The sequence below is a fragment of the Collimonas sp. PA-H2 genome, assembly GCF_002564105.1.
Taxonomy (GTDB): domain Bacteria; phylum Pseudomonadota; class Gammaproteobacteria; order Burkholderiales; family Burkholderiaceae_D; genus Collimonas.
Genome location: NZ_PDBX01000002.1, coordinates 90063 through 105090 on the forward strand (window position 1 = coordinate 90063; position 15028 = coordinate 105090).

Annotated in this window: 15 protein-coding genes; 3 read left to right on the forward strand and 12 right to left on the reverse strand. The window is 59.1% G+C overall.

All coding sequences use genetic code 11. The features are described from left to right. The first annotated feature begins 104 nt into the window (after positions 1-104). Positions 105-872: a class I SAM-dependent methyltransferase gene (locus BCF11_RS26020; RefSeq protein ID WP_233212718.1), complete on the forward strand. Its 768-nt coding sequence runs from the start codon at positions 105-107 to the stop codon at positions 870-872. Positions 873-1428: 556 nt separating this feature from the next. Here BCF11_RS26020 and BCF11_RS26025 read toward each other — a convergent pair. From BCF11_RS26025 to phaC, 6 genes are all read right to left on the reverse strand, one after another. Next, a complete protein-coding gene (locus tag BCF11_RS26025; protein WP_098497767.1) occupies positions 1429-2592 on the reverse strand; it encodes a cystathionine beta-lyase in 1164 nt (387 codons plus the stop codon). Between the two features lie 39 nt (positions 2593-2631). Further along, entirely contained in the window at positions 2632-3084 is a 453-nt protein-coding gene (locus BCF11_RS26030) for a hypothetical protein (RefSeq protein WP_098497768.1), read from the reverse strand. Further along, the gene (gene rimO, locus BCF11_RS26035; protein ID WP_098497769.1) at positions 3081-4463 is read right to left on the reverse strand and encodes a 30S ribosomal protein S12 methylthiotransferase RimO; all 1383 of its coding nucleotides are present in this window, start codon (positions 4461-4463) and stop codon (positions 3081-3083) included. The genes BCF11_RS26030 and rimO overlap by 4 nt, the downstream gene beginning before the upstream one ends. 110 nt (positions 4464-4573) lie before the next feature. Continuing rightward, positions 4574-5140 (reverse strand): polyhydroxyalkanoate synthesis repressor PhaR, encoded by a 567-nt coding sequence (gene phaR / locus BCF11_RS26040; protein WP_061940049.1) that lies wholly within the window; start codon positions 5138-5140, stop codon positions 4574-4576. 199 nt (positions 5141-5339) lie between these two features. Further along, positions 5340-6080, reverse strand: coding sequence for a 3-ketoacyl-ACP reductase (locus BCF11_RS26045; RefSeq protein ID WP_098497770.1), 741 nt, complete (start codon positions 6078-6080; stop codon positions 5340-5342). Positions 6081-6223: 143 nt separating this feature from the next. Then, the gene (gene phaC / locus BCF11_RS26050; RefSeq protein ID WP_098497771.1) at positions 6224-7993 is read right to left on the reverse strand and encodes a class I poly(R)-hydroxyalkanoic acid synthase; all 1770 of its coding nucleotides are present in this window, start codon (positions 7991-7993) and stop codon (positions 6224-6226) included. 68 nt (positions 7994-8061) lie between these two features. Between phaC and BCF11_RS26055 the strand changes: the two genes are divergently transcribed. Further along, the gene (locus tag BCF11_RS26055; protein ID WP_098497772.1) at positions 8062-8325 is read left to right on the forward strand and encodes a hypothetical protein; all 264 of its coding nucleotides are present in this window, start codon (positions 8062-8064) and stop codon (positions 8323-8325) included. Position 8326: 1 nt separating this feature from the next. Here the strand turns inward: BCF11_RS26055 and pgeF are convergent, their stop codons facing one another. Together pgeF and BCF11_RS26065 are read right to left on the reverse strand one after the other, a co-directional pair. Next, a complete protein-coding gene (gene pgeF, locus BCF11_RS26060; RefSeq protein ID WP_098497773.1) occupies positions 8327-9112 on the reverse strand; it encodes a peptidoglycan editing factor PgeF in 786 nt (261 codons plus the stop codon). A gap of 79 nt (positions 9113-9191) precedes the next feature. Next, entirely contained in the window at positions 9192-10247 is a 1056-nt protein-coding gene (locus BCF11_RS26065; RefSeq protein ID WP_098497774.1) for an RluA family pseudouridine synthase, read from the reverse strand. 80 nt (positions 10248-10327) lie between these two features. Between BCF11_RS26065 and BCF11_RS26070 the strand changes: the two genes are divergently transcribed. Next, positions 10328-11143 (forward strand): outer membrane protein assembly factor BamD, encoded by an 816-nt coding sequence (locus BCF11_RS26070; RefSeq protein WP_098497775.1) that lies wholly within the window; start codon positions 10328-10330, stop codon positions 11141-11143. A 262-nt stretch (positions 11144-11405) separates the two neighbouring features. On the opposite strand, the gene BCF11_RS26075 is transcribed toward BCF11_RS26070, so the two are convergent. From BCF11_RS26075 to BCF11_RS26090, 4 genes are all read right to left on the reverse strand, one after another. Then, positions 11406-12464 (reverse strand): glycosyltransferase family 1 protein, encoded by a 1059-nt coding sequence (locus BCF11_RS26075; RefSeq protein ID WP_098497776.1) that lies wholly within the window; start codon positions 12462-12464, stop codon positions 11406-11408. Then, a complete protein-coding gene (locus BCF11_RS26080; RefSeq protein ID WP_098497777.1) occupies positions 12446-13327 on the reverse strand; it encodes a UDP-2,3-diacylglucosamine diphosphatase in 882 nt (293 codons plus the stop codon). The genes BCF11_RS26075 and BCF11_RS26080 overlap by 19 nt, the downstream gene beginning before the upstream one ends. After that, positions 13324-14091 (reverse strand): GNAT family N-acetyltransferase, encoded by a 768-nt coding sequence (locus BCF11_RS26085; protein WP_098497778.1) that lies wholly within the window; start codon positions 14089-14091, stop codon positions 13324-13326. The genes BCF11_RS26080 and BCF11_RS26085 overlap by 4 nt, the downstream gene beginning before the upstream one ends. 256 nt (positions 14092-14347) lie before the next feature. Next, positions 14348-14875, reverse strand: coding sequence for a hypothetical protein (locus BCF11_RS26090; protein WP_098497779.1), 528 nt, complete (start codon positions 14873-14875; stop codon positions 14348-14350). Between the last annotated feature and the right edge of the window lie 153 nt (positions 14876-15028).

Sequence of the window (15028 nt, forward strand, 5' to 3'; positions counted from 1 at the left end):
CCGCCCGCCATTTCCGGGCCCGACAGACTGGAGGCTGGGTATGAAAGCTTGCGTTTCTTTTAAGAGTGAAAAAAACATCAACCACTTTAAAGGAACGCGCCGTCATGGCCACTTCTATTTCTGCCCAAGATCCATTCAAGTACACCACCATCGCCCATAGCGGCCATCATTACTGCAGTCCGCTTTCTTCCAACAAAGCCGTCGGCTTGCTAGCTGCGCTGCAGCTGCAGGCTGACGCCCTGGTGCTGGATGCCGGTTGCGGCAAAGCGGCATTGCTGCGCGACTTGCTGGCATCGCAGCCGGTGCGCGGCGTCGGCGTCGACATCAATCCGGCTTTCCTGGCTGAGGCCGCGCATGCCTGGGCAGCCAGCCATCCTGGCGACGGCCGCCTGACCCTGATCGCACACCAGCTTGAGCAGCATCCCCTTCCCCCCAAAGGCTACGACGCCATTCTGTGTGTCGGCTCCACTCATGCGCTTGGAGGATTTGAACGTAGCCTCACCACCTGCCGGCAATGGCTCAAGCGCGGCGGCGTGCTGTTGATTGGCGAAGGTTATTGGAAACAGCAACCATCTGAGGAATATCTGGCCACTCTCGGCGCCACGGAAGATGAGCTGACCAGTCATGCGGAAAACATTAAACGTGCGCTTGCGCATGGTTTCAAGCTGCGCATCGCCACGGAGAGCAGCGATGACGAATGGGATCAATACGAGAACATGTACTGCCAGGCAGTGATGGAGTATTCGGCATCTCATCCGGATGACCCTGACACCCTCGCTTTCCGTGAAAGAGCCCGGCGCTGGCACGACAGCTATCTCGCATCTGGCCGTTCGACGCTCGGATTCGGCTTCTATCTGCTGGAAAAGAGCTGATACTGCCGTCGCATAAAAAAGCCGGCAGTGCAAGCCTAATGCCGTTCAGTTAAGACTGAACGGCATTTTTATTTGCGGAACTCGTAGGGTGGGCACTCCGTGCCCACGCGGACGGGCCGGGGCGCGTAGCCGGGGCACGAATGTCAGGGACACGAATATCCATGATACTGCGTGGGCACGGAGTGCCCACCCTACGGCAGCGATTTTCAGTAGGGAATGATTAATTGTGTAGCGATTTTGTATCCAGCCGGTTGCTGTGCCCCTGCTTGTGTGGTCGAACTGATGGCGCTGCTGTTCGCATTCGGCGCGATAAGCGCTGCGGGCTTCCTGAGCTCGCGACAAAGCACCGGTAGGGTGGGCACTCCGTGCCCACGCGGATAGGACCGGGGCGCGTAGCCCGGGTGCGAATGCCCAGGGACGTAAATCTCCACGGTACTGCGTGGGCACGGAGTGCCCACCCTACGCCATGTCGTCCTGCCCTAACTGAACAGCATTAGGCAGTGCGGGCCGGCTTTTAAAATCGCAATCGCACCGGCTTCACGCCACTTATCTGTCGCTACATTACGGCCAAGGCCTGTTCGATATCAGCAATCAGATCCTGCGGATCTTCCAGGCCGATGTTGAAGCGCACCAGGATGCCCTTGCCTTGCCAGTTCTGGCGCATGGCCTGGATGCGGTAAGGCACGCACAGGCTATTCGCGCCGCCCCAGCTGTAGCCGATCTTGAACAGCTGCAAGCTGTCGACGAAACGGTCGGTCTGCTCTTCGCTGTAGTGCTCGTCGAACACCACCGAAAACAAACCCGCGGCGCCGCTGCAATCGCGCTGCCAGATGTCATGACCCGGGCAATCCGGGAAGGCTGGATGCAGCACCCGGCTGATCTCGGGCCGCTGCTTGAGCCAGCCCGCAATGTTGCGCGCCGCTGCATCATGCGCTTCGAAACGCATCTTCATGGTCGGCAGGCTGCGCAGCACCAGATAGACATCGTCCATGCCGACGCCGAAGCCAAGCCGCATATGGGCGGTCTGCAGGCGCTGGTTCAAGGCGGCGTCACGCGTGATGACCGCCCCCATCAGGACGTCCGAGCCGCCCGACTGGTATTTGGTGAGGGCATGCATGACGATATCGACGCCAAGGTCGAAAGCGCGCAGGGCCAGGCCGGCCGACCAGGTGTTATCGATCGCTACCAGTACATTGTTGGCGTGGGCCGCCTGGCAGATGGCGGGAATATCCGGCATTTCCATCGACACCGAACCCGGCGCTTCGGTCCAGATCAGGCGGGTATTCGGCTGGATCAGGGCGGCAATGCCGGCGCCGATCAATGGATCGTAATAGCGCGCGCTGATGCCGAAATCGCGCGCCAGCCAGTTGCCCAGGTCGCGGTTCGGGTTATAGACGTTATCCGGCAGCAGCACGTCGTCGCCGCTCTTCAGCAAAGCCAGGTTGACCATCGTGATCGCCGCCAGGCCGCTGGGGGCCAGCAGGCAGTGCTGGCCACCTTCGATTTCCGCCAGGCGCGCTTCCAGCGTGAAGGAAGTCGGGGTGCCGTGCAGGCCGTAAGTGTAGCCGTTCTTTTCCTGCCAGTTGCGCGCCCGCATCGCGGCGACATTCTTAAACAGGACTGTAGAGGCGTGGTGTATGCCGACCGGGAAGGCGTCAAAGCCTGCCGGAGCCTGGTAATCGCTGTGGATCACCGCGGTTTGAAAATTCTTTTTTGCCATATGCCTTGGAAGAATTTCTTGATGAATTATTTGCCCGGATTATTTACTTGAATGGGTGGCCTGCGCCGGCTGCTGCACCACCAGTACGAATGGCTTGGTCACCGCATCGTCGGTGGTCGACCAGGTGCCGCTGAAGGTGTTGCCGACCAGGGCGCCGGTCCACTCGCCGGAGACATCCTTGCCGTTGAGCGACTCTTCCATGACGACATCAGTATTTTCCGATTCGCCGGCCAGCAGGATCTTGGCGTTCTGCCCTGCAATCACGTAGCTACCCTGGATGCCCTCAGTCGGATCCGGCTTCAATTGCAGATGCATTTCTATCTTGGCGTCGCCCAGTGTGCCGCGCAAGGTCAGCGGCTTGGCGAACAGGCCGGCTGCGGCAGGCGCCGTGGCAGAAACCGTCGCCGCGCCGCTATCGCTATCAGCTAGCGCCAGGCTCGAAGCCAACCCCAGCGATAAAGTCAGCGCAACGACAAACTTCCCTGCCGTCATGCAGCTGCCCACAGGTCATGCGCATCGGAGGCGGTGATGGTGACATCGACAAACTCGCCGACCACCAGCTTCTTGTGCGGCTCATACGGCGGCTTGACATACACCACGCCGTCGATTTCCGGCGCATCGGCGCTGGAACGGCCGACGCCGCCGCTGCGGTCGACGGAGTCGATCAGCACGCGCATGGTCTTGCCAACCTTGGCTTGCAGACGCTTCTTGGAAATCTCTTCCTGCAGCTGCATGACGCGGCCGCGGCGCTCTTCGCGCAGCTCTTCCGGCACCGGATTATCCAGGGCGTTGGCAGTCGCGCCTTCCACCGGCGAATAGGCGAAGCAGCCGAGACGGTCGATTTCGGCTTCCTTGAGGAAGTCCAGCAGGTATTCAAACTCGGCTTCAGTCTCGCCCGGGAAGCCGGCGATAAAGGTCGAGCGGATAGTCAGGTCCGGGCACATGGCGCGCCAGGCCTGGATCCGTTCGATATTCTTTTCGCCGCTGGCCGGGCGCTTCATGCGCTTGAGGACATCCGGATGCGCGTGCTGCAACGGCACGTCCAGGTATGGCAGCACCTTGCCTTCGGCCATCAGCGGGATGATCTGATCGACGTGCGGATACGGGTAAACGTAGTGCAGGCGCACCCAGGCGCCGTATTGGGCGGCGATCTCGCCCAGTGCAGTCACCAGTTGCGTCATGTGAGTCTTGACCGGCTTGCCGTTCCAGAAACCCATGCGGAACTTGACGTCGACGCCGTAGGCGCTGGTGTCCTGCGAGATCACCAGCAGTTCCTTGACGCCGGCCTTGAACAGGTTCTCGGCTTCCATCATGATGTCGGCGATCGGACGCGACACCAGGTCGCCGCGCATCGACGGGATAATGCAGAAACTGCAACGATGATTACAGCCTTCCGAGATCTTCAGGTAGGCGAAATGCTTTGGGGTCAGCTTGATGCCTTGCGGCGGCAGCAGGTCGATGAAGGGCGCATGCGGTTTCGGCAGATGCTTGTGGACGGCAAACATGACTTCACCGACAGCGTGCGGGCCGGTCACTTCCAGCACTTTCGGGTGGATTTTCTGGATGATGTCGTCGCCGTCGGCGTCTTTCTTGGCGCCCAGGCAGCCAGTGACGATAACCTTGCCGTTTTCGCTCAGCGCTTCGCCGATGGCGTCCAGCGACTCTTGCACGGCGGCGTCGATAAAGCCGCAAGTGTTGACGATGACCAGGTCGGCGCCTTCATAAGACTTGGCAGTTTCATAACCTTCCGCGCGCAACTGGGTGAGGATTTGTTCAGAATCGACCAGTGCCTTAGGGCAACCAAGGGAGACGAAACCGACTTTAGGGGCTGGAACTGGTGCAGCTGGCGCTGCGGAAATGACATTGGACATGACGAAAGGTGGGGTCAAAGCGAAAGACGCTATTGTACCCCTTCCCTTGCCATGGTTACCCGTGATGAGCCCTAAAAACCTGTCACAGGATCAAGAGCCCTTCAGGGCGTTTACTTTTTGGTCTTTTCCGCTGGCGGCGGAGGCGCAAACGGGAAGGTGCCGAACATGTTCTTGGTCTGGTTCTGCATCTGCTCCTGCATCTGGATGAACAGGCCCTTGCTCTGCTCGATGTAGTTGCTCATCATGCCCTGCATCATCGGTCCCTGGACATTCATGAACTGGGTCCACATCTCCGGGCTGAAAGGCTTGCCTTCGTACAGGCCCTTGGAGTTCTCCGCCAGCTTGTTCTGGATATCGATGAAAGCCTGGATGTTCTTTTCCAGGTAGTTGCCCATCATCCCCTGCATGGCGTGGCCGTAGTAGCGGATGATTTGCGACAGCGCCGCGCTGGAGAACATGGGCGTGCCGTTGGATTCTTCTTCCAGGATGATCTGCAACAGGATACTGCGCGTCAGATCGTCGTCGGTCTTGGCGTCCAGCACCACGAACTCTTCATTGTCCAGCACCAGCTGCTTGACGTCAGTCAGAGTGATATAGGAGCTGGTCTGCGTATCGTACAAACGCCGATTCGGATATTTCTTGATCAAGCGTTCAGACGTCTTTTTTGTAGTAGTCATTTCTGTCCCAGGTTACTGCGCTATAACGCGCTTATAGGTGCTGAGCCGCAATCAATTTGCTGCAACACCTCATTATATTGCGCAAAACATGTGCAACCGGCTTTTATAGGGAGATTTATTGCATTGCAATATGGACAAGCAAATCCAGCAGCCCGCGCGGACCGGCAATGCGGTCCACACGAGTCTGGCAAGGGCTGGATCAGCCCATATGCAAGCCGCCGTTCAGCGAGAAGTCGGAGCCGGTGGCATAGCCGCCTTCATCCGACACGATCCAGGAGATGATGGAAGCGATTTCTTCCGGCTCGCCCAGGCGCTTGACCGGAATCCCGGCCACGATCTTTTCCAGCACATCCGGTCGGATCGAACGCACCATGTCGGTCCCGACATAGCCTGGCGAGACGGTATTGACGGTCACGCCCTTGGTTGCCACTTCCTGCGCCAGCGCCATGGTGAAACCATGGATCCCGGCCTTGGCGGTCGAATAGTTGGTCTGGCCGAACTGGCCCTTCTGGCCATTCACCGACGAGATATTGACAATCCGGCCCCAGCCGCGGTCGGCCATGCCATCGATTACCTGCTTGGTGACGTTGAACAGCGAATTCAGGTTGGTGTCGATCACCGCATCCCAGTCAGCCTTGGACATCTTGCGGAACTGGCCGTCGCGGGTGATGCCTGCGTTATTGATCAGGATATCGATTTCGCCGATCTCAGCCTTGACCTTCTCGAACGCCGCCTTGCAGGAATCCCAGTTGGAGACATTCCCTTCCGAGGCATGAATATCAAAACCCTTGGCGCGCATATCGGCCAGCCATTTGTCCTTGCGCGTTGAATTCGGACCGCAGCCAGCGACTACGGTAAAACCATCTGTGCAAAGACGAGTACAAATTGGGGTGCCGATACCGCCCATTCCCCCGGTCACATAAACGATTCGCTTTGCCATCTCTTGTCTCCTTCAAAAAAACAATTCAATAATCGATCTGCTATTCATTTACTGCTGCCTTCTGCACATCCACTGCTGCCTTCTGCACATCCGCACATTCCTGTGACTTGTTTTATTCTGCCCTGATTTTGTTCTGTTCCAGTCTATTCTGCCCTGACTTTGACATAGCTGCCCGGCGCCGCTTCGATCACGCTGTGCTTAGTATTTCCTAATTTGCGCGGCGCTGCCACTTGTTTTCCTGCATGTTCCGATAAAAATTTCGACCATTCGGTCCACCAGCTGCCAGGATGCTCGGCGGCGCCGGCCAGCCAGGCGTCGGCATCGGCTGCCTTGCCGCTGTCATTGGTCCAGTAGCTGCGCTTGTTCTTGGCCGGCGGGTTGATGACGCCGGCGATATGGCCGGAGGCGCCCAGCACGAAGCGGTTCTGCTTCGGCTTTTTCGGATTCAGCAAGCCCAGCGAAGCATAGGCCGAAGTCCAGGGCACGATGTGATCTTCGCGCGAGGCGTAGATGAAAGCCGGCGCATCGATCTTGCCGAGGTCGATCTTGGCGCCGCCCACGGTCAGCTTGCCGGCATCCTTCAATGAATTATCCAGGTACATATTGCGCAGGTAATAACAAAACATCGGCCCCGGCAAATTGGTGCTGTCGGCGTTCCAGTACAACAAGTCGAAGGAGCTCGGCTGCTCGCCCTTGAGGTAATTCGATTCGACATAATTCCACAGCAGGTCGTTCGGCCGCAGGCTGGAAAAGGCCGAGCCGAACTCGCGCCCCGGCATCAGGCCGCCCTGGCCGATCGCCTGTTCGCGCATGCGGATCTGCATATCGTCGATGTAGACGTCGAGGATGCCGGTATCGCTGAAATCCAGGAAAGCGGTCAGCAAGGTCAGGCTGGCCACCGGATTGAGCTTGGCCGCCGCCAGTTTCGCCAGCGCCGTCGAGAGGATGGTGCCGCCGACGCAAAAGCCGAGCGCGTTGACCTTGTCCTGGCTGGAAATTTCCTGCACCAGTTCCAGCGCCTTGATGGCGCCGTCGTCGATGTACTGATCCCAGGTCGTGTGTGCCAGCGACTCGTCGGCATTGCGCCAGGAAACCAGGAACACGCTGTGGCCCTGCTCTACCGCATAGCGCACCAGCGAGTTCTGCGGCTGCAGGTCTAGGATATAGAATTTGTTGATGCACGGCGGCACGATCAGCAGCGGCCGCTCAAACACCTTGGCGGTCAGCGGCTGGTACTGGATCAGCTGGAACAGCGCGTTTTCAAACACCACCGCGCCTTCAGTGGTGGCCACGTCCTTGCCCACTTCAAACGCCGTTTCATCGGTCTGCGAGACGCGGCCCTTGTGCATGTCGGCAATCAGCTGGGCGATACCCTTGGTCAGGCTTTCGCCGTTGGTCTCGACGATTTTCTGCTGCGCCACCGGATTGGTCGCCAGGAAATTCGACGGCGCCATGGCGTCTATCATCTGCTGCACGGTAAAGCCGATCTTGCGCTTGATCTTGGGCGGCGCGTCCAGCGCATCGACCATGGCGTTGAGGAAATGCGCATTCAGCAAGTAGGCAGCGGCATTAAAGGCATACAGCGAATTGCCATGCCAGGCAGCCCCGCTGAAGCGGCGGTCGGCGAAGTCCGGCGGGCGCGCCGCCAGCATGTCTTGCCACAAGGCCGACAGCTTTTGCGTGTACTCCACCTGCAGCTTTTCCAACGCTACCGGGTCCAGCGCAATGCCCAGCTCGCTCAGTCCGGCTGGGCCTTGGCCGTGGGCCGACGCGTTCAACGCACCGAGGAACATATTGGGATCGCCGATGTGGCTGAGCTGCTGGAGAAACTGGGGATTGAAGGCTTGATTGAACTGCTGCGAGAGTTGCAGCAAGGCGGCAGGGTCGAAGACGGAAAATTGGGGCGTATTCATGCGGTAACCGTTGATTTGGCGTATTTTCGTGTATCTTTTATCGGATTGACTCTAAAGCAGGAAACACAATGTATATCGTCGCCATCGCATGGATCTACGTCGTCTTCATGATGGCAATAACGGAAGCTAACGCAGTCGCCGGTGTAATGACATTTTTGCTGTACGGTGTTTTTCCTTTGACAATTGTTTTATACCTGATGGGCACGCCGCAGCGCAAGAGAAATCGACAGCGAGCTGAAAACTCTGCCAGGTTGGCGGCGCAAGAAAAAGCCGCGGAAGCCGCTGCCAAAGCGGCTCAGCAGCCAGCTCCGGCAGAAAAAGCAAAGCCGTAACTTATTTCAGCCAGATCAGCGACGCCATGCGTCCGGTGACCCGGTCCCTGCGATAAGAATAACAATTCCGGTCATTCACGGTGCACAAACCACCGCCGTAAACCTGTGCCACGCCTGCCTGTTTCAATGCAATTCGCGCAAGCTGGTAGATATCCGCCAGGTATTTTCCCGGCCGCTGCGCAATGGCTACGAAACATGCCTGGATTTGCGCCACGCGACTTGCAGCATCGGCATCGCCAGGCTGCACCGCATCGACAAACGCCTGCAGCACATCGGCGCCGACTTCGAAACTGTCAGGGCCGATAGCCGCGCCCAGCCAGGCCACGATAGGTCCGGCGCCGGCAGCCCGCATGCGCGCCGCCGTATTCTGCAGCACCCCGCCCTGCAAGCCCCTCCAACCGGCATGCGCGGCGCCGACCACGCGCCCGTTCACATCGGCAAACAAGACCGGCAGGCAATCAGCCGTCTGGATTGCGCAAACCACTCCCGGACGCGTGGCAATCGCGGCATCCGCTTCCATCACGGCGCCATCGGCCGTGCCAGCATCCACCACATCGTGGCCATGCACTTGCGTCAGCCAGAGCGGCGACGCCGGCAGCAAGACATCCAGCAGCGCTCGGTTGTGCGCCACCGCCTGCGGCGCATCCTCGACATGCGCGCCAAGGTTCAGGCCGCCGCCGCCGTTGCCGTCGTCATAAGGCCCCTGGCTGACGCCGCCGCTGCGTAAAGTGGCGAAAGCGCCGATGTTGCCCGGCACGCCCGTCCAGTTCGGAATAATCAGTTGCATCTGCTTAGCATTCCCAGCTTTTCATTTTGCTCATAAAAAAAACAGCCGCCAACAGCGACTGCTTTCTCCCACAAACCTGCTATTCCGGCACGCTCATGCCGGCCCGGGTCAGCAGCTCGGCGAAATCCTGCGGCAACGGCGCAAACCATTCGCAAGGCTTGCCGGTAGTCGGATGGATCAGTCCCAAGCGCGATGCCTGCAAGGCCTGGCGCGAGAATGCCGGCATCAGATGTTGCTTGCCGTACAAGGCGTCGCCGACCAGGGAAAAGCCGAGCGATTGCATATGTACGCGGATCTGGTGGGTGCGCCCGGTTTCCAGGCGACAACCCATCAGGCTGACCGGACGCCGCTCCAGCAAGCCGGTTCCCAGGCGCTGGTAATGCGTGATGGCCGGCTTGGCGATCAGGCTGTCCGACACCGCCATCTTGATGCGGTCGCGCGGATGGCGCGCCATCGGGCTGTCGACCGTGCCGTTCAGCTGCGGCGTGCCCCACACCAGCGCCAGGTACTGGCGCTTGACGGTACGCGCCTGCAGCTGGCGCACCAGGTCGGTCTGGGCTTCCAGCGTCTTGGCGACCACCATCAGGCCGCTGGTGTCCTTGTCCAGGCGATGCACGATGCCGGCGCGCGGCACCCCGGCCAGTACCGGCCAGCGGAACAGCAGGCCGTTGAGCAAGGTGCCCGACCAGTTGCCGGCGGCCGGATGGACCACCAGGCCGGCCGGCTTGTCGATCACGATGATGGCCGCGTCTTCATAGACTACGTTCAGCGGCATGTCTTCCGGCGTGAAGGCCTGCTCGTCCGGCGCAGGCTGCGGCAGCACCACCACGGTTTCGTCGCCGTAGGTGGTCATCTTGGTGGTGGTCGCAACCTTGCCGTCCACCGTAACGTGGCCGGCTTCTATCCACTGCTGGATGCGGCTGCGCGAAAACTGGGGCACCAGGCTCGAAACCACCTTATCCAGGCGCGTTCCGCACACATCAGGCGTTAATTGCAATACTATCGGCGCGCTGGCCGTAGCGGCGTCGCCGTCGTCGACGCCTTCATCGAGATCTTCAATATTGGCCTCTAAATCAGCTTCCGGCAGAATTTCAGCCAAATTTGGCTTGGTAAATGACATCAGAGGAAGTCCCATCGGCTATAATCGATCAATCGTTAAAGTAATTACCCAAACACAGTAACTACAGGTAAACATACGCAATCTTGCAAAAAACTATGCAAAAAAGACTCTTAAAACTAGCTGCAGCGGCATTCGTTCTATCCTTATCTGCGTGTGGCTTGCTGCCAGACAAAGTCGATGAAACCGCAAACTGGTCCGCCCCCCGATTATACTCGGAGGCCAAGGATGAAATGAACAGCGGTGGCTACGATAAGGCAATTAAGTACTTCGAAAAGCTGGAATCGCGTTATCCGTTCGGCACCTATGCGCAACAGGCGCAGATGGATATTGCCTATGCCCACTATCGCCAGGGCGAACAGCCTGAAGCGCTGGCTGCGATCGACCGCTTCATCAAGCTGCATCCGAATCACCCTAACGTCGACTATATGTACTACCTGCGCGGCCTGGTGAACTTCAACGACAAGGTCAGCATTTTCGACTTCCTGTCGAGCGAAGACGCCACCGAACGCGATCCGAAAGCCGCACGCGATGCATTCGATGCATTCAAGCAAGTTGTGGTGCGCTTCCCGAACAGCACTTATGCGCCGGACTCCATGGACCGCATGAAGTACCTGGTGAATGCGCTGGCGCAGTATGACGTCCACGTCGCCGGCTACTACTACCGCCGCGGCGCCTATGTTGCTTCCGTCAATCGCGCCCAAAGCGCAATCTCGGAATACCGTGACGCGCCCGCAGTGGAAGAAGCGCTGCACATCATGGTGCAATCGTATGACGCCCTGGGGATGCCCCAGTTGCGCGACGACTCCGAGCGCGTGCTGAAGAAGACCTACCCTAACAGCATCTATGTGGGCGGCACCGGTACCGATAGCAAAAAGGTAGCGGCCAAGGCCCCTTGGTGGAAGTTCTGGTAATCCGGCGGAAAATATCCTGCCTCAAAAAAAGCCCCGCACTGCGGTAATGCCGTTCAGTTAAGACTGAACGGCATTTTTATTTGCGGAATTCGTAGGGTGGGCACTCCGTGCCCACGCGGACCGGCCGGGGCGCGTAGCCGGGGCACGAATGGCAGGGACACGAATATCCACGATACTGCGTGGGCACGGAGTGCCCACCCTACACCGTGTCGTTCTGCCCTAACTGAACGGCATTCCCCGCACTGCGGGGCTTTTTTCATGGCTACAGACCGGACGCCGGCCGCGACTGGCTGGTCAGCAGTTTCTTGGGGCGTACCTTGACGCCCTGGATCTGATGCAGGTGCTGCTGGAACTGCAGGGTCGCCGTTTCCCACGAGTACTCAAGTGCGTGCCGCCGCACCTCGCGGCGGTCGAGGCTGAGCGCCATCAGGCAAGCCGAGGTCAGATCGTGGTCCAGTATCCCCGAACGGCCGTGCGCCACCACGTCCACCGGGCCCGGCACCGGATAGGCAGCGACCGGCACCCCGCAGGCCATGGCTTCCACCATGACCAGGCCGAAGGTATCGGTATGGCTAGGGAAGACCATGACGTCGGCGCAGTTGTAGTAGGAGGTCAGCTCGTGGTGCGCCTTGGCGCCCAGGAATTGCACCTGCGGATAGCGTTGCTGCAGTTCTTCGCGCAGCGGGCCGTCGCCGATTACCCATTTGGTGCCGGGCAAATCGACCTGCAGGAAGGATTCGATATTCTTTTCCACCGCGACCCGGCCGACATACAGATACAGCGGGCGGACGATGCAGGCGTGATCCTCATCGACTGGCTTGAAGCGCTCGGTATCTACGCCCCTGCCCCACAACACCAGATGGCGGAAACCGCGCTGTTCCAGTTCCCGCATCACATGCGGGGTCGGCACCATGACAGCCTTGGAAGGGCCGTGGAACCAGCGCAGCCAGCGATAAGTGACCGCCTTGGGCAGCATGGAACGCGCGCTCAGGTATTCCGGAAAACGGGTGTGATAAGCGGTGGTGAAGCCTATGCCCTGGCGCAGGCAGAAGCGGCGCGCCGCCAGCCCCATCGGACCTTCCGTTGAGATATGGATGCAATCAGGAGCAAACGCCTTCAGGCTGGCGGCGACCCTGGCATACGGCTTGTAGGCCAGGCGGATTTCCGGGTAAGTGGGACAGGCAAAGGTCTGGCAATCGTCCGGACTGAGCAGCAATACTTCATGGCCATTGTTGCGCAGGCCGGCGCTGGTGGCACGCAGCGTGTTGACCACGCCGTTGATCTGGGTCTGGGCGGCGTCCGTTACGATGGCAATTCGCATAAGTCTCTGATCTGGTTGCTGGAAACTGCCTTTTTCTGCTGCATGATTTCCTGCCAGGTGACCAGTCGCAGTTCGCCGCTGGCCTCTTCCACCAGCGCCGACAGGCTCTCCACCCAATCGCCGTCGTTGCAATAGGTGATGCCGTCGATGTCGCGGATTTCCGGCTTGTGGATATGGCCGCAGATGACGCCGTCCAGTCCCTTCTTTTTCGCCTCGGCAGCCAATGCATCTTCAAACGAAGAGATGTAGTTGACGGCGTTTTTCACTTTCAGCTTGAGGTATTGCGACAGCGACCAGTAAGGCAGGCCGGCGCGCGCGCGCCAGCCGTTGAACCACTGGTTGAATTTCAGAATCACGGTGTACAGGCCATCGCCGACATACGCCAGCCACTTGGCGCAGGCGATGACGCCGTCGAAACGGTCGCCGTGCAGCACCAGCATGCGTTTGCCGTTGGCGGTGGTATGCACCAGCTCGTCACGGATGCGGATGCCGCCGAAATCGAGATCGACGAACTGGCGCACCGCCTCGTCGTGGTTGCCCGGCACGAAAATCACTTCGGTGCCCTTCTTGGCCTTTTTCAATACCGTCTGCACCACGTTGTTGTGGACCTGATCCCAGTACCAGCGCCGCTTCAACTGCCAGCCGTCGATGATATCGCCGACCAGATACAGGGTATCCGATTCGGTGGCGCGCAAGAATTCCAGCAGGCGAGCAGCCTGGCAGCCAGTGGTGCCCAAATGGACATCAGAAATCCAGATCGTGCGGAAGCGGATCGGATCGCGCTTCGACGAGGTGGAGGTGGAGCCGGCGCCCGCATTGGCGCCGAACAAAGCCGCTTCCAGAAACTGTTCGCCTGGTTTCATGTCGTCCTCGCTTCTTTCAAGTAGTGACGTGCATAGCGGCCGTCCAGTTTCGACAAGGGCAGCAGCAGGAAAAAATCGGCGGAATGGAAATCAGGATCCCAGGCCGGATCGCCGCAGACCCAGGCGCCGCTGCGCAGATAGCCTTTCAGCAGCGGCGGCATTTGCGCCACGTGGCCGGATTCGCGCTCATAGACTGGGAACGGCACATGCGGCGTGACCCGGTATTCGGCGGGTGCAAAGCTGTTTTGATCGAGCGCGTGGTACAGCGCCGCGGCATTGTGGCCGCCGTCGGCCAGGCTGACGCTGGCGCAACCCATCAGGTAATCGCAGCGCTCGCGCCGCATGAATGCGGCCAGGCCGGCCCACAGCAGCATGATGACGCTGCCGCTGCGGTAGTCGGGGTCGATGCAGGCGCGTCCGGCTTCGGCGATGCTGCTGCGCAGGTTGTCGAGCCGGCCCAGGTCGAATTCCTGTTCGGAATAATAGCGGCCCATGCGCCGCGCGCCGTGCGGGCTCATGACGCGATAAGTGCCGACCACGCGCAGCGTCTTGGTGTCGCGTACGATCAGGTGATCGCAGTAAGCGTCGAACTCGTCGCTGTCGAGTCCATCGGCATTGGCCAGCGCAGACAGGCCCATCGTCTCGATAAAAACCTTGTAGCGCAGGCGCTGCACTTCGCGCACTTCTTCCTGCGTGCTGGCCAGGCTAACCGTCAACTTGGCTTCACTTGAGCTCGCTGCGCCAGCATTAGTTAGGAGTTGCATTCATCGTCCTTTCAGATTGTGACGATGACAAGCCTAACCACCGATTACTTCAAGAAAATGACAAAATTATTTCGGTTTTATGACATAGCAACAGTGACTAAATGGCAATTTTCAAGGCAAAAAAAACACGAAAAACGTGGAAATAACCAGAAGGATATTTCATGTTTTTCGTGTTTATTGCGTCCTGAATCAGGACACTGGCAGTTTGCCGAGCCGCGGCGAAAGCCACGGATCTCGCTACCTTGCAGGCCGCTGTTTACTTCTCTTTTTTCGGCCGGCCGGCCTTGACTGGCGGCAGGCTGGCGACTGCCAGCTTCAGGTTTGCCAGGCTCAGGTCACGGATCAGGGCAACGCCGACGCGCAGCAATTCGCTCTTTTTCACTTCCAGGCCAGCCTTCAGGAAAGTCTTTTTGACGTCGCCCAGCACCTGGTATTCATCGGCCGGCATGGTGAAACTGTCGCGCACCAGCTTGGCCTTCTTGACCTTGGCTTTGGCGTCCGGCAAAGCCTTCAGGCTTGGCGCCGGCTTGACGGCCAGCGGCTTGGCAGCGATCAGCGGCTTCAGCGCGGCTTTCAGTTCCGGCTTGGCTGCTGGCTTCGGCCCCGGCTTGGCCGCCGCTTTCACTGATGGTTTCGCCGCAGGTTTTGCCGCGGCCTTTATCACGGGCGCCGCCTTCGGGCTGGCCTTGACTGCGGGCCGCGCGGCCGGCTTGGCTTTGGCGGCCGCTCTGACTGCGACTACCGGCTTTTTAACAGCGCGTTTAACAATTTTACTGGCAACCATTCAATTCTCCATTAACAAATCGTATAAATAATATATACAATTCTTTGACCTTCGGCAAGAACAGCTTTATCGAGCGCTCCATTTCCAGGCCTGCCAATACAACATCAAGACGGCGGCCGACGCCGCAATTTCATCAAGCGGTCATATTAAACA